17 protein-coding genes are annotated in these 14964 nt (G+C 64.9%); 7 read left to right on the top strand and 10 right to left on the bottom strand.

All coding sequences use genetic code 11. From position 1 onward, the window contains the following. Positions 1-54 precede the first annotated feature (54 nt). On the top strand, positions 55-801 hold the full coding sequence (locus VF168_00465) for a hypothetical protein (protein HEX7002648.1): 747 nt from the start codon (positions 55-57) through the stop codon (positions 799-801). A 120-nt stretch (positions 802-921) separates the two neighbouring features. Here VF168_00465 and VF168_00460 read toward each other — a convergent pair whose 3' ends face one another. Then, entirely contained in the window at positions 922-1500 is a 579-nt protein-coding gene (locus VF168_00460; protein ID HEX7002647.1) for a hypothetical protein, read from the bottom strand. A 296-nt stretch (positions 1501-1796) separates the two neighbouring features. Here VF168_00460 and VF168_00455 point away from each other — a divergent pair, with 296 nt between their 5' ends. After that, positions 1797-1964, top strand: coding sequence for a hypothetical protein (locus VF168_00455; protein HEX7002646.1), 168 nt, complete (start codon positions 1797-1799; stop codon positions 1962-1964). A gap of 198 nt (positions 1965-2162) precedes the next feature. After that, positions 2163-2666 carry a mismatch-specific DNA-glycosylase gene (locus VF168_00450; GenBank protein HEX7002645.1) on the top strand — a complete coding sequence of 168 codons (504 nt, stop codon included), beginning with the start codon at positions 2163-2165 and terminating at the stop codon, positions 2664-2666. Between the two features lie 9 nt (positions 2667-2675). Here VF168_00450 and VF168_00445 read toward each other — a convergent pair whose 3' ends face one another. From VF168_00445 to VF168_00430, 4 genes are all read right to left on the bottom strand, one after another. Further along, positions 2676-3902, bottom strand: coding sequence for a tetratricopeptide repeat protein (locus tag VF168_00445; protein HEX7002644.1), 1227 nt, complete (start codon positions 3900-3902; stop codon positions 2676-2678). A 92-nt stretch (positions 3903-3994) separates the two neighbouring features. Next, a complete protein-coding gene (locus tag VF168_00440) occupies positions 3995-4804 on the bottom strand; it encodes an SDR family oxidoreductase (GenBank protein HEX7002643.1) in 810 nt (269 codons plus the stop codon). A 46-nt stretch (positions 4805-4850) separates the two neighbouring features. Beyond that, complete coding sequence (locus tag VF168_00435) at positions 4851-5594, bottom strand: VTT domain-containing protein (protein ID HEX7002642.1); 744 nt, start codon at positions 5592-5594, stop codon at positions 4851-4853. A 20-nt stretch (positions 5595-5614) separates the two neighbouring features. Next, positions 5615-6583, bottom strand: coding sequence for a diacylglycerol kinase family protein (locus VF168_00430; protein ID HEX7002641.1), 969 nt, complete (start codon positions 6581-6583; stop codon positions 5615-5617). Positions 6584-6804: 221 nt separating this feature from the next. On the opposite strand from VF168_00430, the gene VF168_00425 reads away from it, so the two are divergent. Then, entirely contained in the window at positions 6805-7425 is a 621-nt protein-coding gene (locus tag VF168_00425) for a hypothetical protein (protein ID HEX7002640.1), read from the top strand. Here VF168_00425 and VF168_00420 read toward each other — a convergent pair. The 4 genes from VF168_00420 to VF168_00405 form a co-directional block, all read right to left on the bottom strand. Continuing rightward, positions 7422-8384 carry a cation diffusion facilitator family transporter gene (locus VF168_00420; GenBank protein ID HEX7002639.1) on the bottom strand — a complete coding sequence of 321 codons (963 nt, stop codon included), beginning with the start codon at positions 8382-8384 and terminating at the stop codon, positions 7422-7424. The genes VF168_00425 and VF168_00420 overlap by 4 nt on opposite strands. Before the next feature lie 71 nt (positions 8385-8455). Next, positions 8456-9838: an NADP-specific glutamate dehydrogenase gene (gene gdhA, locus VF168_00415; protein ID HEX7002638.1), complete on the bottom strand. Its 1383-nt coding sequence runs from the start codon at positions 9836-9838 to the stop codon at positions 8456-8458. 121 nt (positions 9839-9959) lie between these two features. Next, positions 9960-10967 carry an HD-GYP domain-containing protein gene (locus tag VF168_00410; GenBank protein HEX7002637.1) on the bottom strand — a complete coding sequence of 336 codons (1008 nt, stop codon included), beginning with the start codon at positions 10965-10967 and terminating at the stop codon, positions 9960-9962. 205 nt (positions 10968-11172) lie between these two features. Next, positions 11173-11577, bottom strand: a complete 405-nt coding sequence (locus VF168_00405; protein HEX7002636.1) for a helix-turn-helix domain-containing protein — start codon at positions 11575-11577, stop codon at positions 11173-11175. 126 nt (positions 11578-11703) lie between these two features. On the opposite strand from VF168_00405, the gene VF168_00400 reads away from it, so the two are divergent. Genes VF168_00400 through wrbA form a run of 3 tightly spaced genes read left to right on the top strand, consistent with a single transcriptional unit; the run spans position 11704 to position 13849 of the window. Continuing rightward, a complete protein-coding gene (locus tag VF168_00400; GenBank protein ID HEX7002635.1) occupies positions 11704-12216 on the top strand; it encodes a DoxX family protein in 513 nt (170 codons plus the stop codon). A gap of 14 nt (positions 12217-12230) precedes the next feature. Continuing rightward, positions 12231-13178: a ring-cleaving dioxygenase gene (locus VF168_00395; GenBank protein HEX7002634.1), complete on the top strand. Its 948-nt coding sequence runs from the start codon at positions 12231-12233 to the stop codon at positions 13176-13178. Between the two features lie 47 nt (positions 13179-13225). Further along, positions 13226-13849 (top strand): NAD(P)H:quinone oxidoreductase, encoded by a 624-nt coding sequence (gene wrbA, locus VF168_00390; protein ID HEX7002633.1) that lies wholly within the window; start codon positions 13226-13228, stop codon positions 13847-13849. A 75-nt stretch (positions 13850-13924) separates the two neighbouring features. Here the strand turns inward: wrbA and VF168_00385 are convergent, their stop codons facing one another. Then, entirely contained in the window at positions 13925-14917 is a 993-nt protein-coding gene (locus VF168_00385; GenBank protein ID HEX7002632.1) for an aldo/keto reductase, read from the bottom strand. Between the last annotated feature and the right edge of the window lie 47 nt (positions 14918-14964).

Here is a 14964-nt window from a genome sequence, read left to right as displayed (position 1 = left end):
AGTGTTACTGCGAATAGTGCCAGGGAAGATCTCATCGCCGGCCTGGCAGATTGCTTGAGACCCCTCGAGTTCGTGCATGCCGCTTGGCTCGAGGGCGCCGACCCCCACGAACGCGTGGATGAGTACAGCGATATCGACCTGTGGGTGGACGTCGCTGATGGTCGTGAGGATCGAGCGCTGGAAGCGGTGCGAACGTATCTCGAGGAGTCAGCTCCCCTTGAACTGTGCATCGAGGTCGATCACCCGCATCCATTGGTCCGCCAGGCCTTCTACCGACCAGGCGGAGTACCTGAGTTCCTGATCGTCGACACCTGCGTTCAGTCCCACTCGCGTCAGTACACGTTCACGGAAGAGCGAACGCTGGTGCTGTTCGACAAAGGGTCGGTAGTACGCTACAGGGATCTCGACGAAGAAGAGCTAAGGGCGGAATCCCTGGCGCGGCTGGGGAGGCTCGAGAGCCGGCTGGCCGTCTATCCGACCTGGGTTCGCAAGGAGGTGGCGCGCGGGAAGTTCCTGGAGGCTCTGGGGGCCTATCACGAACATGTGCTGAACCCACTGGTGGAAGCGTTGCGCCTGATGCACACACCTACTAAGGTCGACTTCCACCTTAAGGGGGCGAGCGCTGACCTGCCACCGGAGGTCGCCGCGAAGCTGGAGGCGTTCTACGGGGTCAGGCAACCGGAGGAGATCGCGGACGTCCTGCCGCCAGCGCTAGAGTTGTTGAGGGGTACGCTGGCGGAGATCCGGGATTCCCTTGGGGAGGATGGCGATAAGTCTCGTCGGGAAGTGCCGAAGGTATGAGCGCCGCAGCCGGTGATCCTCGAATGCTGGTACTGGAGCTGGACTTGGATAAGTCCGCTCTCTGGCGACAGGATTTCGATTCGCTGCTAGCGGGAAGCTTCGCCTCGCAGGTTCACTTCTTCACCTTGGCAGAGGTTGGGGATTCGCGCGATTCCCGCCGGCGACTGTGGCATCGCTCCTCCACACGAGCAACGTTCCCAACTCGATCTGAGCGCCCGCGACCGGCCGCCGTTCCTCCAACCAGGTCTCGAAGGCGTCCCTTTGAACCCACAGCTCTGCAACGAGCTCCGGTTCGAATGCTGTCATAGCGGTAGCGAAGCAGTTCCCGCCGCTGTCCGGCAGGAACGTTCCAGCCATAGCTCGCACCCCCGGCAGCGTTTTATCGATCTTGGTCCACTGACCCCCACTGATCGAGCGTCTCTTGCAGACCGCCTGATCTTGCGCTGCGAAGCGGTACAGGAATTTCTTCTGACTGCGTGCCGTCAGTCGCTCGAAAGCACGTGGCCACAGTAGGAAGAGGTCCTCGGGAAACGCTTCGCGAAGTATGGCGACCTCGAAGTCCTCCAACTCCCCGATCCAATCTTCCCAAACGAAGATTGCTCCGCGTCCGCCGGCTCGGTTCGAGGCCAGTAACTCCTGCGCCTGCCCGCCTTTCAGCTGCGAGAACGTCGTTTCGTCAAGCAGGAAGGCGACAGGCAAGGACCTCGAAACCTCATGTACTCCGAAAGTGTCCTTCTGGCTGAGGGGGAGGCTCCTCAGTCGTTCTAACGGACGCCGACAGTCCGGCGGCAACCGGCTCGAATCCGCCTTGCTGGCGAAGAAAGGCTGCCGCTCCGGTACCAAGTGCGCTTTCCAAGCGGCGAGCAGACCTTCGGTTACGGTGCAACCAAGGAGTTCGGGCATCTCTTCTCCGATGGACGTCCAGACGAGTTTACTCAGTAGAGCTTTTCAAGGACTCCCCTTCAAGTTGAAATGCTCGTTTGGCACACTAGGACATGTCCACCTATGCTGATGATCTCGGAATTGAGACCGAGCAGGAGAAACTGCTGGCAAGCGTTAGGGCGAGGATGATCCTGGCCGCCAGCGGCCTAACCGCACCGCACGACATCGAGACGGAACTTCTGTACCGGGCGACACAGAGCCGGTGCCGGGTGTTGACGTAGAAATTCTCCAGAGGCTCGGGCCGGTCGATGGAGCCTCACGCCCTGCGGGAAGTGGCGTTTATACCTACAGTTGGAGTGGAACACCGACCGGCCGAAGTCAGGCAACGGCAGCGACCCCGCCGCACGGCGGGGCCTGCCATCTACCCATGCCGACCTGTCGAACGCCTGATCCGAACCCTGCTTGTAGTCTGCCCATAGATGCTTTCCGCCGCCGGCGATGACGACACGCCTGTCGAGCGGGGCGTGTTGGCGCCAGACCTGAAGATCGTCTTCGTCGCCTTCGAACCGGGACCTGCCGATATCCGGCTCCGGCACCATCATGCCCGTCGCAACAACCAGTTCTGGCGGCTGCTGGCTCAGTCGGGCCTCACCCCCAGGCGGCTCGAGCCGAAGGAAGATGAACGCCTCCCCGATTTCGGCCTCGGGCTCCTTAGCGTCGTCCCAAGAGGCTCAGGGCCGGCAGGCAGACGGCTCACGGAACTGGTGCGGAGATGCCCTCCACGGGTGCTGGCCTTCACCGGCAAGGGTGTGTACCTGGCCGCTTCAGGCGAGAAGGACGCAGCGTGGGGACCGCAGGCGGAGGGGATATTCGAGGGCGTCGCCGACTTCGTGCTGCCCTCTCCCAGCGGCAAGGCGCGGATGACCTTCGCAGCGAAGCTTCACTACTACGCCGAGTTGGCCGCCGCCGTCGATCGTTCGTAGCCGGGGGTGCTACGAAGCGTCGCCGTCCCTGGCCCCATGGCCGGCCCGCACCAGCGCGCAGAAGGCGCCCTTCTGGGCAATGAGCCTCTGGCACTTCTGATCGAACAGCGACTTCTCTGCCGCCCGTAGCTCTCGCTGGTGATGAAGTGCTTTCGTGAGGTCGCCCAGCTCCTCGTGAGCCTGGCTCAACGCCTCGTGCACCGCGGCTAGCTGCACGGTCCGCTGACCGCGTGTTGCCGCCTCCAACGCCGCAGTCAGGAACGTGAGCGCCTCGCTCGCGCGCCGCAAAAGAACCAGGTTCCGGCCGATCTTGAGGAGAGCATCCAGCTGACCGGCGGAGTCGCCCATGTTGCGAGCGAGCTTGAACGCCTCCAGATGGGTTTTCACCGCTCGATCCGCCTCGCCAAGTGCGGAGTGGGCGTCACCCAGCCCGTCCAGGTTGTCGATCTCGTACTGCCGGAAGCCGAGGCCCCGGGCCATGGCCAACGCCTCGTGGAAGAGCTGCCGAGCGAGCGCCCACTCGCTCTCCAGGCCCAGGACGTTCGCGAGGCTGTTGAGCGCTACGACCTCGACCATCTGGTCAGCGATGGCCCGGCCCACTTCGCGTGCCCTCGTGTAGTACTCCTTGGCCGTCGCCAACTCACCGAGGTCGCGGTGGAGGTGCCCCAGGTTCGTCAGTGTCGCCGCTTGGGTGCGGGACTCACGGCCTGCGCCTTCGACGGTAGCGAGGGCCTCACGGAGGCACTCGATGGCCTGCTGGGGATCGCCGACCCTCATCGCAAGCTGCCCCATGTTGCTGAGCAGCTCCGCCTGCCGTTCGTTGAGGCCCAGCTCGCGAGCCTTCCCCAAGGCGAACTCGAGCCGCGACAGGGCGCCTGGCTCATCACCTTTGCTGCTGAGCAGACCCGCGCTCAGGTTCAGCGCCTCGATCTCGGCGCTGCTGTCGCATATCTCGCGGCTGAGGGCTAGCGCACGCTCCACGTAACTCGTCGCATCTTCGAGTTGGCCCAGGTCACGGGCGGCGCGGCCGGCCAGAAGCAGCGCCTCCAGTTGACCTGCGAGGTCTCCCGCCGCTTCGAATCTCCGAGTGGCTTCCACCAGGGGCCCCAACGCCCGCTTCGGTCGACCCGCTCGGTATTCCGACTCGCCGATGCCCAGCAGTCCCCGAGGGTGCGTTACGCGTTCGGGGGCACCCGGGTGCCCGGTGAGGTGAGAGTGGGTGACAGCCTGGTCCATGTCTGATCCGGTTGCGAGCGAAAGTCCTCGCTCCGTACGGCTCATTCTGGTCGAGGCCCGCTTACAGGCTTCTTACACTAGCTCCCGGCCCGTCATCCGAAGGCGGTCGCTACTGAGCCGCTGTCGACTCGCCAGTTGGCGCCGTCCACGAAGCTTGCGCGGTCGGAACAGAGGAAGGCGATTACATCGGCCACCTCCTCCGGGCGACCGCGGCGATTCTGGGTAATTCCGCGACGCTCGCTCGCGAGGAAGCTCCGCACGGCGTCATCGACGCTCACCCCGCTCTCGAGCGCCCGCTTGGCCATCATCTCGTCGGTCATCGGCGTCTCGATGAACGCCGGAGAAACGACGTTGACGTGCACTCCACGCCTCCCGTACGCCTTCGACAACGACTTGGTCAGATTGACTACCGCCGCCTTCGCGGCGTCGTAAGGAGGTTCCTCGCCGTACGGTTGCACGGCGTTCTCCGAAGCGGTGAGAACGATCCGGCCGTAACCGCGCTCGAGCATCCCGGGGATGAAAGTCCTGCACACCCTGACCGCTCCCATCAGATCGATGTCGAGAGTGCGGCGCCAGCCGTCGTCATCTATCCCCAGGAAATCGCCCGCAGCTCCCCGAGCGCCGGCCAGGTGGGCCAGTATCGCAGCTCCGCCCAGCTCGTCTGCCGCCTCTAGCAGCAGCTCGACGTCGGCGGGCCTGGTCAGGTCGGCAGCTCTAGCGTGCAAGCGACCGGCCGGCACCGCCTGCTCGATGTCGGCTGCAGCGGCTTCAAGTGACGCCTCCTCGAGATCGGTTATGAGCACCCGAGCCCCCTCGACGGCTAGCACACGGGCGGTCGCCAAGCCGATACCGGAATCGGCGCCGGTTACGACCGCAAGCTTCCCCGCCAGTTGGAGGTCCATGCCCAAAGGTTAGGGAAGGTGTGGCCCGGCGAAACTGGCGCCAGTTTCATTCCGCGTTGCCTTCGCTCCGCACGTCGCCATCCGCCGGGCCGATGCGAGCCCGCAGGGAGCGCGCGAGGAGCAGGCTCGCCAGGAAGAGAGCGGCCGCACCGACGATGTACGCGAGGTCCACCGATACGTCCGCGCCGAGACCGCCCACTTCTATCGCTGCGCCAGCCAGCACGGCCATCGTCAGGGTGAGAGAGTTGCCGACCGCTATGCCCAGCAGGAAGGTGGGGAAGTGTAGTCGCAGAATGCCGGCGGGCAGGTTCACCAGGTCGGCGTGGAGGTACATCAGTCCGCCTGCCGCAACCGCCTCGAAACTGCGGCTCCGCAACAGCCTCACGAAGCGCCAGCGCACCTGCGATCTCGTCGCCAGCTCCTCCGTACCCAGCGACATGCCGATGGCGTACCCGGTCGAGGCGGAAACCAGCGTACCCAGCAGGGCCAGCGGGATACCGGCCGATGCGCCAAGAGCGAAACCGCAGGCGAGGTTGAGGACGGTGATGGGCAGAAGCAGGAGCGGCCTCGCGGCGTAGAGCGCCAACAGCATCGCCGGCGCCCAGCGAGAGAGGGCGAAGCTTCGTGCCACCTCCCGCAGCAACCGCAGTGGCTCCCCGCTCTGGTGGCTGAGGAGCAGCCAGAAGGATAGCAACAGGAGCACCCAAACGACGACGGCGAGCGGGCGGAGGAGCCGCAGTCGCCCGGCGCCTCGGGAACGCTCGTCGCCTGCCTGGTCCGGCTGCAGCAACCTCCTCCTTCCAAGACAGTCTAGTCCGGACCCGTCCTGGCCGGAGACCTTCCGCTAGTCTTCGACTCCTGTCGATTCCCGATAGGATAGGTGTCAAGGGCCCGCTTCTGCGCGTACGACCTGGGTACCACGAAACGGGCCCCGTTCCGGACGGCGGTCAGGGTAAGCGGCGTGGTTCCCAGGGGTTCACCGTCCAACTCGACGTCGAGGGGCGGATTGGCTTCGATCCGCAGCTGCCGTGCCTGCATGAAGCGCAGGCGTTCGTAGCCGGAGAGTCGACCGCTTACGAGCCGCAGGGCGACCTCCAGGATGCCGAACAGGGATGCGGGCGTAACGATGGCGATGTCGAGCTTGCCGTCGTGAGGGTCGATCTCGACCGCACCGGGCAGCTTGAGCCCTTCGATCATCGCGATGTTCAGGGCCATCACGGTGTGGGCCCGGAAGTGGTGATGGTCTCCGTCGACCTGGAGGAGGATGTACGACCGTTTGAGGCGGAACAGGTTCCGGAGTCCGGCGATCAGGTAGGCAGAGAAGCCCATCCGGTTCTTGAGCGCCCGCGGCGTGTCTTCCATCAACTGGGCGTCGAAGCCGGCTCCGGCGACCATGGCGAAGTAGCGTCCGCTGCCTTCCTCCCGGCCGACGTCGTGCTCGATGACGACGCCGCTCAAGGCGACGTCGATGGCGCCATCCAGATCCGTGGGTATGCCCAGTGCCCGGGCGAGCAGATTGGCCGTCCCGGCCGGGATCTGGGCTAGCGGTATGCCCCGCTTGCCATCGATGAGCCCGCTCATGACTTCCATGATCGTGCCGTCGCCACCCAAGGCTACGACCAGGTCGACGTCCGATGCCTGCCGGGCCCACTCGAGTGCGTCGCCCTCACCGGTGGTCTCCCGGATCTCGAACCGGTACCCGGCTTCGCTTAGCCGCTCTTCGAGCGTCGCCAGGTTCTCACCGGCCGCCCTCTTGCCCGCCGCAGGATTGACGATCACGAGCGCGCTCCTGCCCAACTCGCACCCCCCAGACGGATGGTACAGGGGCCCGATCGCGATTTCCTGGCCTTCCGACACTCCATATGAGGAGCCGACGTGGAATTTTCCTCCGACGCGGAGGGGAGCGCCGGTGTCATATGAACTATGTACCTGTCGTCGGTTCGATTGGCACGAGCGGGGAGCGGAGACTCGGCTGCTTGCTCCTCGCGTGGGGCCGACTCATGACTCCAGGCCCTCGCAGCCTCTTCTACCGCAACCGTTGGCGGCCGAGGCTGGCTTCCCTCCTGTTGGGGGCGCTTCTCATCGCCGACGTCGGGTTCATCGCGTGGTCGCTGATCGAGCCCGCCGGGTTGGAGAGGCTGGTCGAGGAGTCGTGGATGGAACGGTTGGTCGTCGCTCTTCCGATGGCGCTGCTCGTCTTCCCCGGCCTCCTGGCCTTCTTCGTCATCGAGGGAAGGCGCGCCCTCGACGACAGGCCGTTGCTGGTGCTCGACGAGCGGGCGATCTTCTACCGTGACTGGCGTTGCCGTCCTATCGCCTGGCGTGGTGTAGAGGGATTCGAACTGATCGAGGTAGCGGTGGACGGCGGGCGCTTTCCGGATCGGAGCGAGTGGTACCTCGAGTTGGAGCTCACCGACCCAGAGAAGTACCTCCTGGAGGCGCACGGTGGCGGCGAATTCTCTGAAGGGTACATGCGGCGGTACTTCCGCATCCCCCTCCGTGACGTCGATGGCAACAGAAACGCCGTCACTCGGGCTCTCGAGGCGCGCTGGCAGGCATCGCGGGATCGCGCGTTCCAGCTCGAGCCGTCGCTGGTGGGCCTGGGGCCGTCCGCCGTCTAGGCGACCTTCTTGCGTTCTTCGTCCAGCGCACGCACCGGCGTCATGCCGATGCTGAACACCCTCCAGTCGAGAGCCATCACTCTGTCGCGCGCATCGGCGAGCCTGTCGAGCAGATCTCGTTCGTCCACCGGAACGACCTGCGCCTCGAAGAAGTAGATCCGGCCCTCCTCTCGCGATCTCAGATCGACCTCCGCGACCCACGGCAGACCCTGGAGCGTGTCCTTCACCTTCACTACCAGGGGGTCCTCCGTCTCGCCCCCGACCAGTGTGGGCTCCATGTCCATGAGGTCGAAAACCGCGATTCGCGAGTTCCGGTATCCGTCCATCAGGATATTCAGCGAGATGAAGCCGGCAGCGACAGGATCCACCCACCAGAGGCCGAAACGGATGCCCAGCACGCCGACTATCGCTGCCACGGCGGTCAGCCAGTCCGCGCGGTTCATGTCTGCGTCTGCGTCGAGGACCTTGTCGTGCAGTGCTCTCGCGGGTCGGCGCTTGGCGCGTCCGAGAAGGATGGCCACGATGCTGTCGAACATGATGGCGATCATCAGCCAGCCTCGCCAGATATCGAGACCGAAGAGCTCGAGAGTGCCGATGCTCACCGGTTGCGGGTGCAGCAGGCTGTTCGCCGAGATGTAGAGGAGGAAGCCGCCGACGAAAAGCAGCGCGATGCCCGCGCACAGGTGGGCCACGGAGGTGACGCGGTGCAGTCCGTACGGGAACTTCCGGCTGGGAGGCCGGTTCATGTAGCGGACGGAGACGAGGAATACGACCGGTGGGATCAGCTCGAGGAAGCTCTCGATCCAGGCGGCGCGGACCGCCTGCGATCCGCCCAACACCAGGTACACGAGGACGATGTCCGCGCACAGGTAGGCGATCGTCAGCCACTCCAGTCGCTTCGCCCTCCTGAACTCGCTGGTCAGGCTACCCGGGAGCTCTTCGTCGCGGGCGTCGATCATGCCGCATTACACGTTCTGACGGGCCGGCGGAAGTAGTTCCTCGGAACAGAAGGCGTCGGAAGCCGCTCTGCTCAGACCAGGCCCATAGCCGCCATCGCATTTGCCACCTTCTGCATGCCGCTTATGTTGGCCCCCAGCACGTAGTTCCGGGGCACGCCGTACTCCTCGGCGGTTTCGAAGCAGCGGGCGTGGATCTCCTTCATGATCTGCCTGAGTCGCTGATCCGTGTACTCGAAGCTCCAGGCGTCTCGACTGGCATTCTGTTGCATCTCCAGCGCGGAGGTAGCTACTCCTCCGGCGTTCGCTGCCTTGCCTGGGCCGAACGAGACGCCGGCGTCCAGGAAGACCTCGACGGCCTCGGGGGTCGAGGGCATGTTCGCGCCCTCGCCAACGGCTATGCAGCCGTTCTCCACCAGTCGAACCGCGTCGCGTCCGTTCAGTTCGTTCTGTGTCGCCGAAGGGAAGGCCACCTCGCACGGTATCTCCCAGATGCTGCCGCCTGGGGTGTACTTCGCATGCTCGTGGATTTCGGCGTACTCGGCGATGCGGCGGCGCTGCACCTCCTTGAGCTGCTTGACGGTGTCGAGCCTTATGCCGTCGCGGTCGAGGATTACCCCACTCGAGTCGGAGCAGGCGATCGTCTTCGCGCCCAGGTGCTCGAGCTTCTCCATCGTGTAGATGGCGACGTTGCCCGAGCCCGAGACAACGCAGGTCTTGCCATCCAGAGAATCTCCGCGGGCGTTGAGCATCTCCTCGACGAAGTAGACGCAGCCGTAGCCGGTCGCCTCCTTCCGGACCAGGGAGCCGCCCCAGTCGATCCCCTTGCCGGTCAGCACGCCCGACTCGTAACGGTTGGTGATCCGCTTGTACTGGCCGAAGAGGTAACCGATCTCCCGCGTGCCCACTCCGATGTCGCCGGCGGGAACGTCGGTGCTCTCGCCGATGTAGCGGTAGAGCTCGGTCATGAAGCTCTGGCAGAAGCGCATGATCTCAGTCTCCGACTTGCCCTTGGGGTCGAAGTCGGAACCTCCCTTGCCGCCGCCTATCGGCATGCCGGTGAGGCTGTTCTTGAAGATCTGCTCGAAGGCGAGGAACTTCATCACCCCGAGGTTCACCGAGGGGTGGAAGCGCAGGCCGCCTTTGAAGGGACCGAGCGCGCTGTTGAACTCGATCCGGAAGCCCCGGTTGACGTGGACTTCGCCGTTGTCGTCCTGCCACGGTACGCGGAAGATGATCTGTCGCTCCGGTTCGCAGATGCGCTCGAGGATCTTGCCGGAACCGAGCTCCGGATGCTTGGCGAGCATGGGCCCCAGAGAGGCGAGCACCTCCCGCACTGCCTGGTGGAACTCCGTCTCTCCGGGATTCCGCTGCTGGATGAGAGCGTAAACGTCCTGCAGTTTCTCGTCCATCCCGGTGTGGCTCCGGTCGATCGCCTGCGTCTTCAAGGTTTGCAACTGCCGACTCCTTCCCCTCCCGACTTCGAGGGAAGCGCCTGGAATTATCTCATGATGGGAGCGCTTCGGTGGGAAGGCGCGTGCGGTGCGTCGGTGAGGGAACCGGCTCCAGCTGTCGGGTTCAGTGGTTCTCGTCTGCCGTTATCTCGACATTCAGTTCGCCCGCATCGGTGTCCGCTACTTCGATCCGCCCCTCTTCGCTGAGTTCGAGGAATGCTCGAACTACTGCCGGATCGAAGTGTCCACCCGACTCCCGTCGAAGCAACTCGGAGGCTGCCGCTACCCCGACGGATTTGCGATAGGGCCGCTCGCTCGTCAGTGCCTCGAAGACGTCAACGACCCCCAGAATCCGTCCGAAGAGGGGGATAGCTTCGGCTTCCAGTCCGGCCGGGTAGCCGGTGCCGTCCCAACGCTCGTGGTGAGTCCTGATGCCGCTCGCCACGAGCTCGAAGTCTCCACCCGCCCTCCCGACGAGGTCGGCTCCCACGGTGCAGTGGGTCTTGACCAGTTCGTACTCCTCCTCGCTCAACGGCCCGCTCTTAAGCAGGATCCGATCGGGGATGGCTACCTTGCCAAGGTCGTGGAGGACACCCGCCCAGTGGAGTGCGTCGAGCTGCGCTTCATCGAGGCCCAGCTTGCGGCCTACCACGGTAGCGTTCCGGGCGACTCGCTCGCAATGTCCCGCGACCTGCTCGTCGCGCGTGGCGACGAGCGCGGCGAAGCTGTGCAGGGTGTCGGCGAAGTTCTGTGCCAGGTTTGCGGTTCGGATGGCGAGCAGCCGCGCCAGTTGTCCGGTGAGTACGCCCACGAGGGCGAACACCAGGAGGCGGAAGAGCCAGCTGAACGGCTCCTGCGCGACGCCGGTACCGACGTCGAGCGGCATCAGCGGGCCAAGGAGGAGTCCGGCTGCGATACCGGCCAGCAACCCGCCGCTCCGGTGGAAGAGGAACCCTGCGAGGATGATGGGCAGGTAGGCGAGGTGGAGGTAGGCCTGACTGGTGCCGCCGCTCGAGTAGACGACCAGTGTCGTCAGGCCCAACAGGACGGCGATGAGGGCGATGGCCAGAGCCAGACCGCCGCCGCGCGGCTTCTGGTGGATTTTTAGTAGTGTTGAGAGATTCTCTGGCAAGTTCGGGGACCGGTCCGCAATTGGATTGTCGGGAATGATACCAGTTCGGTCGAGCCGGCAAAAGAGAAGAGCCGGCGCCCCCGTGCCGGCTCAATCTCATTCAGGTGGTCCCGCTACCCCCGTAGTGTCTAAGGTACGCGGTCCGTTGCCGATTGTGAAGAAGCTTCTGACTCACCTCGTTGGTGACAGCTGTGAATGTACTGGCTCAGGCCAGCGGATCCGGCAGCTTGCCGTCGGGCGCGCTGTCCTGGCGAAGCTGGCGCCCCCGACCGATCTCGGTCGTCTCCTGCTCGGGATCCGGCAGCCAGTTCTCGGCCCACGCCGAGATTGCGCTAACCGCCGACTGCAACGCCTTGCCCTTTTCCGTCAGGCTGTACTCGACGCGTACCGGAGTCTCAGGTTTGACGCTGCGTTCGACGATACCTTCCGCCTCGAGCTCCTTGAGGCGCTCGGAGAGCATCCGGTCACTCATCTCGGGGATCCTGGCCGCCAGTTCGTTGAACCGGGAAACACCCTGGAGCAGCAGAACGACTATCGCCCCGGTCCAGCGCCGGCCCAGGAGTTCGACCGCGTGGTGGTAGCGCGGACATACGTTCGCCATCTCCTTCATGGTCGACAGCCTAGCACGCCGAGCCGTTCTGTATAGTAACTTGACATTCGTAAGCGCAGTCTGTATAGTCACTTATCGGAAGTAAGCGGCAGCTTGCTCCGGACATCAGGTAAAGGGAGATCGAACATGGATATAGCACTGCTAGTGCTCCGGGTAGTCATCGGATTGCTCTTCGTGGGACACGGGGCGCAGAAGCTCTTCGGCTGGTTCGGAGGTCACGGCCTCGCAGGTACTGCGGGGTGGCTCGGCAGCATGAATCTGAAGCCCGCTCCGTTGTGGGCGTTCGCCGCGGGCGCGTCGGAGTTCTTCGGCGGACTGTTCCTCACGCTCGGTCTGCTGACCCCTATCGGCGGGATCGCAGTCATCGCAGCGATGCTAGTCGCCACTCTGCTCGTACACCTGCAGAACGGCTTGTGGAACACCAACGGCGGATACGAGCTGCCACTGGTCTTCTCCGCTGGGGCCTTGACCCTGATCCTGGCCGGTCCCGGCGCCTACTCGCTCGACGCGCTGCTCGGGATCGCCGTCCCCGGCTCCATCACCCTGGTAGCGGCTCTCGCCGCGCTTGGGAGCGCTATCTATCTCGTGGCCAGCCGGCGCGCCGCGACGCAGACCGCCACGGCGACGAACGAGGCGTAGGGCGGATCGTTCCCATGGAACTCACCGGCTTCCATCACCTCACGGCCGTCACCGCCCAAGTGCGTGACAACCACCGCTTCTACACCGAGACCCTCGGCCTGAGGCTTGTCAAGCGCAGCGTCAACCAGGACGACGTGAGCGCCTACCACCTCTTCTACGCCGATGGAGCCGGTACTCCCGGGACCGACATAACCTTCTTCGATTGGAGAGTTCCCCCGGAACGCCGGGGGAACCGCAGCATCAGCAGAACCGGCCTGATGGTAGAAGGGCCGGAATCGGTCGATTGGTGGCGCCAGCGCCTAGACGGTCTCGCCGCTACGGCCGAGCCCGTCCTCCGCGACGGCCGGCTCACCCTGGATTTCGAGGATCCGGAGGGGCAGAGGCTCGCCATCGTCGACGCCAGCGGGTCCGATTTCGATTCGGTCCCATGGGAGCGCAGTCTGGTGCCTGCCCGACATCAGATCCGCGGGCTCGGGCCTATAACCATCACCGTGCCGGAACTCGAACCCACCGATCTAGTGCTCACCCGCCTGCTGGGGATGCGCCGGTCCCGCAGTTATCCGAGCCCGGAATCGGCGGACGAGACGGTTCACGTGTTCGAGATGGGCAGGGGCGGAGCGGGCGCCGAGTTGCACGTCGAGGTGCGCCCGGCCCTGGCGCCCGGGCGACCGGGGGCAGGAGGGGTTCATCACGTCGCCTTCCGAGTCCCCGATGATGACTACGACGAGTGGCTCGAGCGCCTCGACCGGGCCGGCGTTCCCAACAGCGGTCAGGTGGATCGCTACTGGTTCCGCAGTCTCTACTTTCGCGAGCCGAACGGCATCCTGTTCGAGATCGCGACCGATGGACCCGGGTTCGCCGTCGATGAAGACCCGGAGGCTCTGGGCGAGACGGTGGTGCTCCCGCCCTTCCTGGAGCCTCGACGAGATCGCATCGTCGCGAACCTCCCGCCCATCGACTAGACCGCCCATCGGCTAGACCACGCGAGCAGACCCCAAGGAGGAAGATCATGAGCAAGACGAAACTGGCTGTCATCTACTACAGCACGTACGGGACCAACTACGACATGGCCAAGATCGCGGCCGATGCTGCCGAAGAAGCCGGCGCGGCCGTGCGTTTGAGGAAGACGCCCGAGACGGCCCCCAGGCAGGTCGTGGAAGGCCAGGAGGGCTGGCTGGCGCAGGAGAAACGAACCGCCGACGTGCCTCAGGTGACCACCGACGACATGATCTGGGCCGACGCCTACCTGTTCAGCTCTCCGACCCGTTACGGAGTGCCCGCAAGCCAGATGCGTGCCTTCATCGACACGCTCGGCCCGCTCTGGCAGGAGGGCAAGCTCGCCAACAAGGCGGTGTCGGCGATGACCAGCGCGATGAACCCCCACGGTGGCCAGGAAACCACCCTCCTAAGCCTCTACACCACCTTCATGCACTGGGGCGCGGTGCTGGTGCCCCCGGGATATACCGACGAGAGCGTCTTCGCCAGCGGCGGCAACCCGTACGGCACGAGCGTCACCGCTGGCAAGGGGATCACCGACGAGGACCGCAAGGCGATAATCCACCAGACCAACCGGTTGCTCGAGGTGGCGGCGAGCCTTCGCAGCGAGGCCAGGATCGACCGCCAAGCTGCATGAGGCGAGGCGGAGGCCACGAGGGGACGGGGAGCGCTGCTGCGCGACCCGTCCCCTTCTCTTGGGTCCGAGGTCCTGCTATCCCCGGACGCGCTCCTCGCTCCGGTCGGTAGCGGGTGGAGGGGCTGGGGAGAGGGCCGAGACCTCGCGCCGGACCTCGTCTGTCATCACGAACTCGAGGGCCGCGAGCGAAGGCTCGAGTTGTTCGACGCTCCGAGCCCCGATTATCGGGGCGGTAACGCCCGGATGGGACCCTGCCCAGGCGACGGCCAGCGTGGCAGGGTGTACGCCTTGCGCGTCTGCGTAATCGACGAGCCGCTCTGCCACCCGGTAATACTCGGCGTCGCGGTAGCGGCTGGCGTACATGCGGTTCTCCGTCAGACGGCCCTCCGCCTGCATCCCATCGCGGCTGTAGCGACCCGTGAGGAGCCCGGCGGCGAGCGGGCTGTAAGGGATGACGCCGAGCCTCTCGGCGATCGCCAGCGGAAGGATCTCGACCTCTGCCTGTCGCTTGACGAGGTTGTACATCGGCTGGATGAGCTCGAAACGTGCCAAGCCCTCTCGCGTGGCGATGCCCAGTGCCTTGGCGATCTGCCAGGCTGACCAGTTGCTCACCGCCGGGTAGAGGATGAGCCCACGACGCACGAGATCGTCCAGCGCGCGCAGCGGCTCCTCCATGTCCACTGAAGTGTCGAACTGGTGCAGGAAGTAGAAGTCGATCCGGTCGGTCTTGAGGCGACGGAGGCTGGCCTCGACGGCCCGGATGATGTGGCGCCGGGAGAGCCCAGCGGCATTCACGTCGTCGCCCGTGCGCCCGAACACCTTGCTGGTCAGGACGATCTCATCCCGTTCGCCCTCGATCAACCTGCCCAGGATCTCCTCCGACCTGCCGGCCGCATAGACGTCCGCTGTATCGAAGAAGTTGATGCCGCGCTCACGACAGGCGCGGTACATAGCGGCCGACTCGGCTTCATCGGCCTTGTCGCCGAAGGTCATGGTGCCCAGGCAGAGGGGCGAGACCTTCACCCCGGTGCGGCCTATCGTCCGGTAATCGGAGGCTGCGTGAGTCATGACGCGATGGTAGCTCACCGCTCCACGACGGCCGGCGCGCGGCCTCA

Source organism: Trueperaceae bacterium, from assembly GCA_036381595.1.
GTDB lineage: Bacteria > Deinococcota > Deinococci > Deinococcales > Trueperaceae > DASVCN01.
The sequence above is the reverse complement of the archived record's forward strand: the minus strand, read 5'-3'. Positions and strand labels throughout refer to the sequence as shown.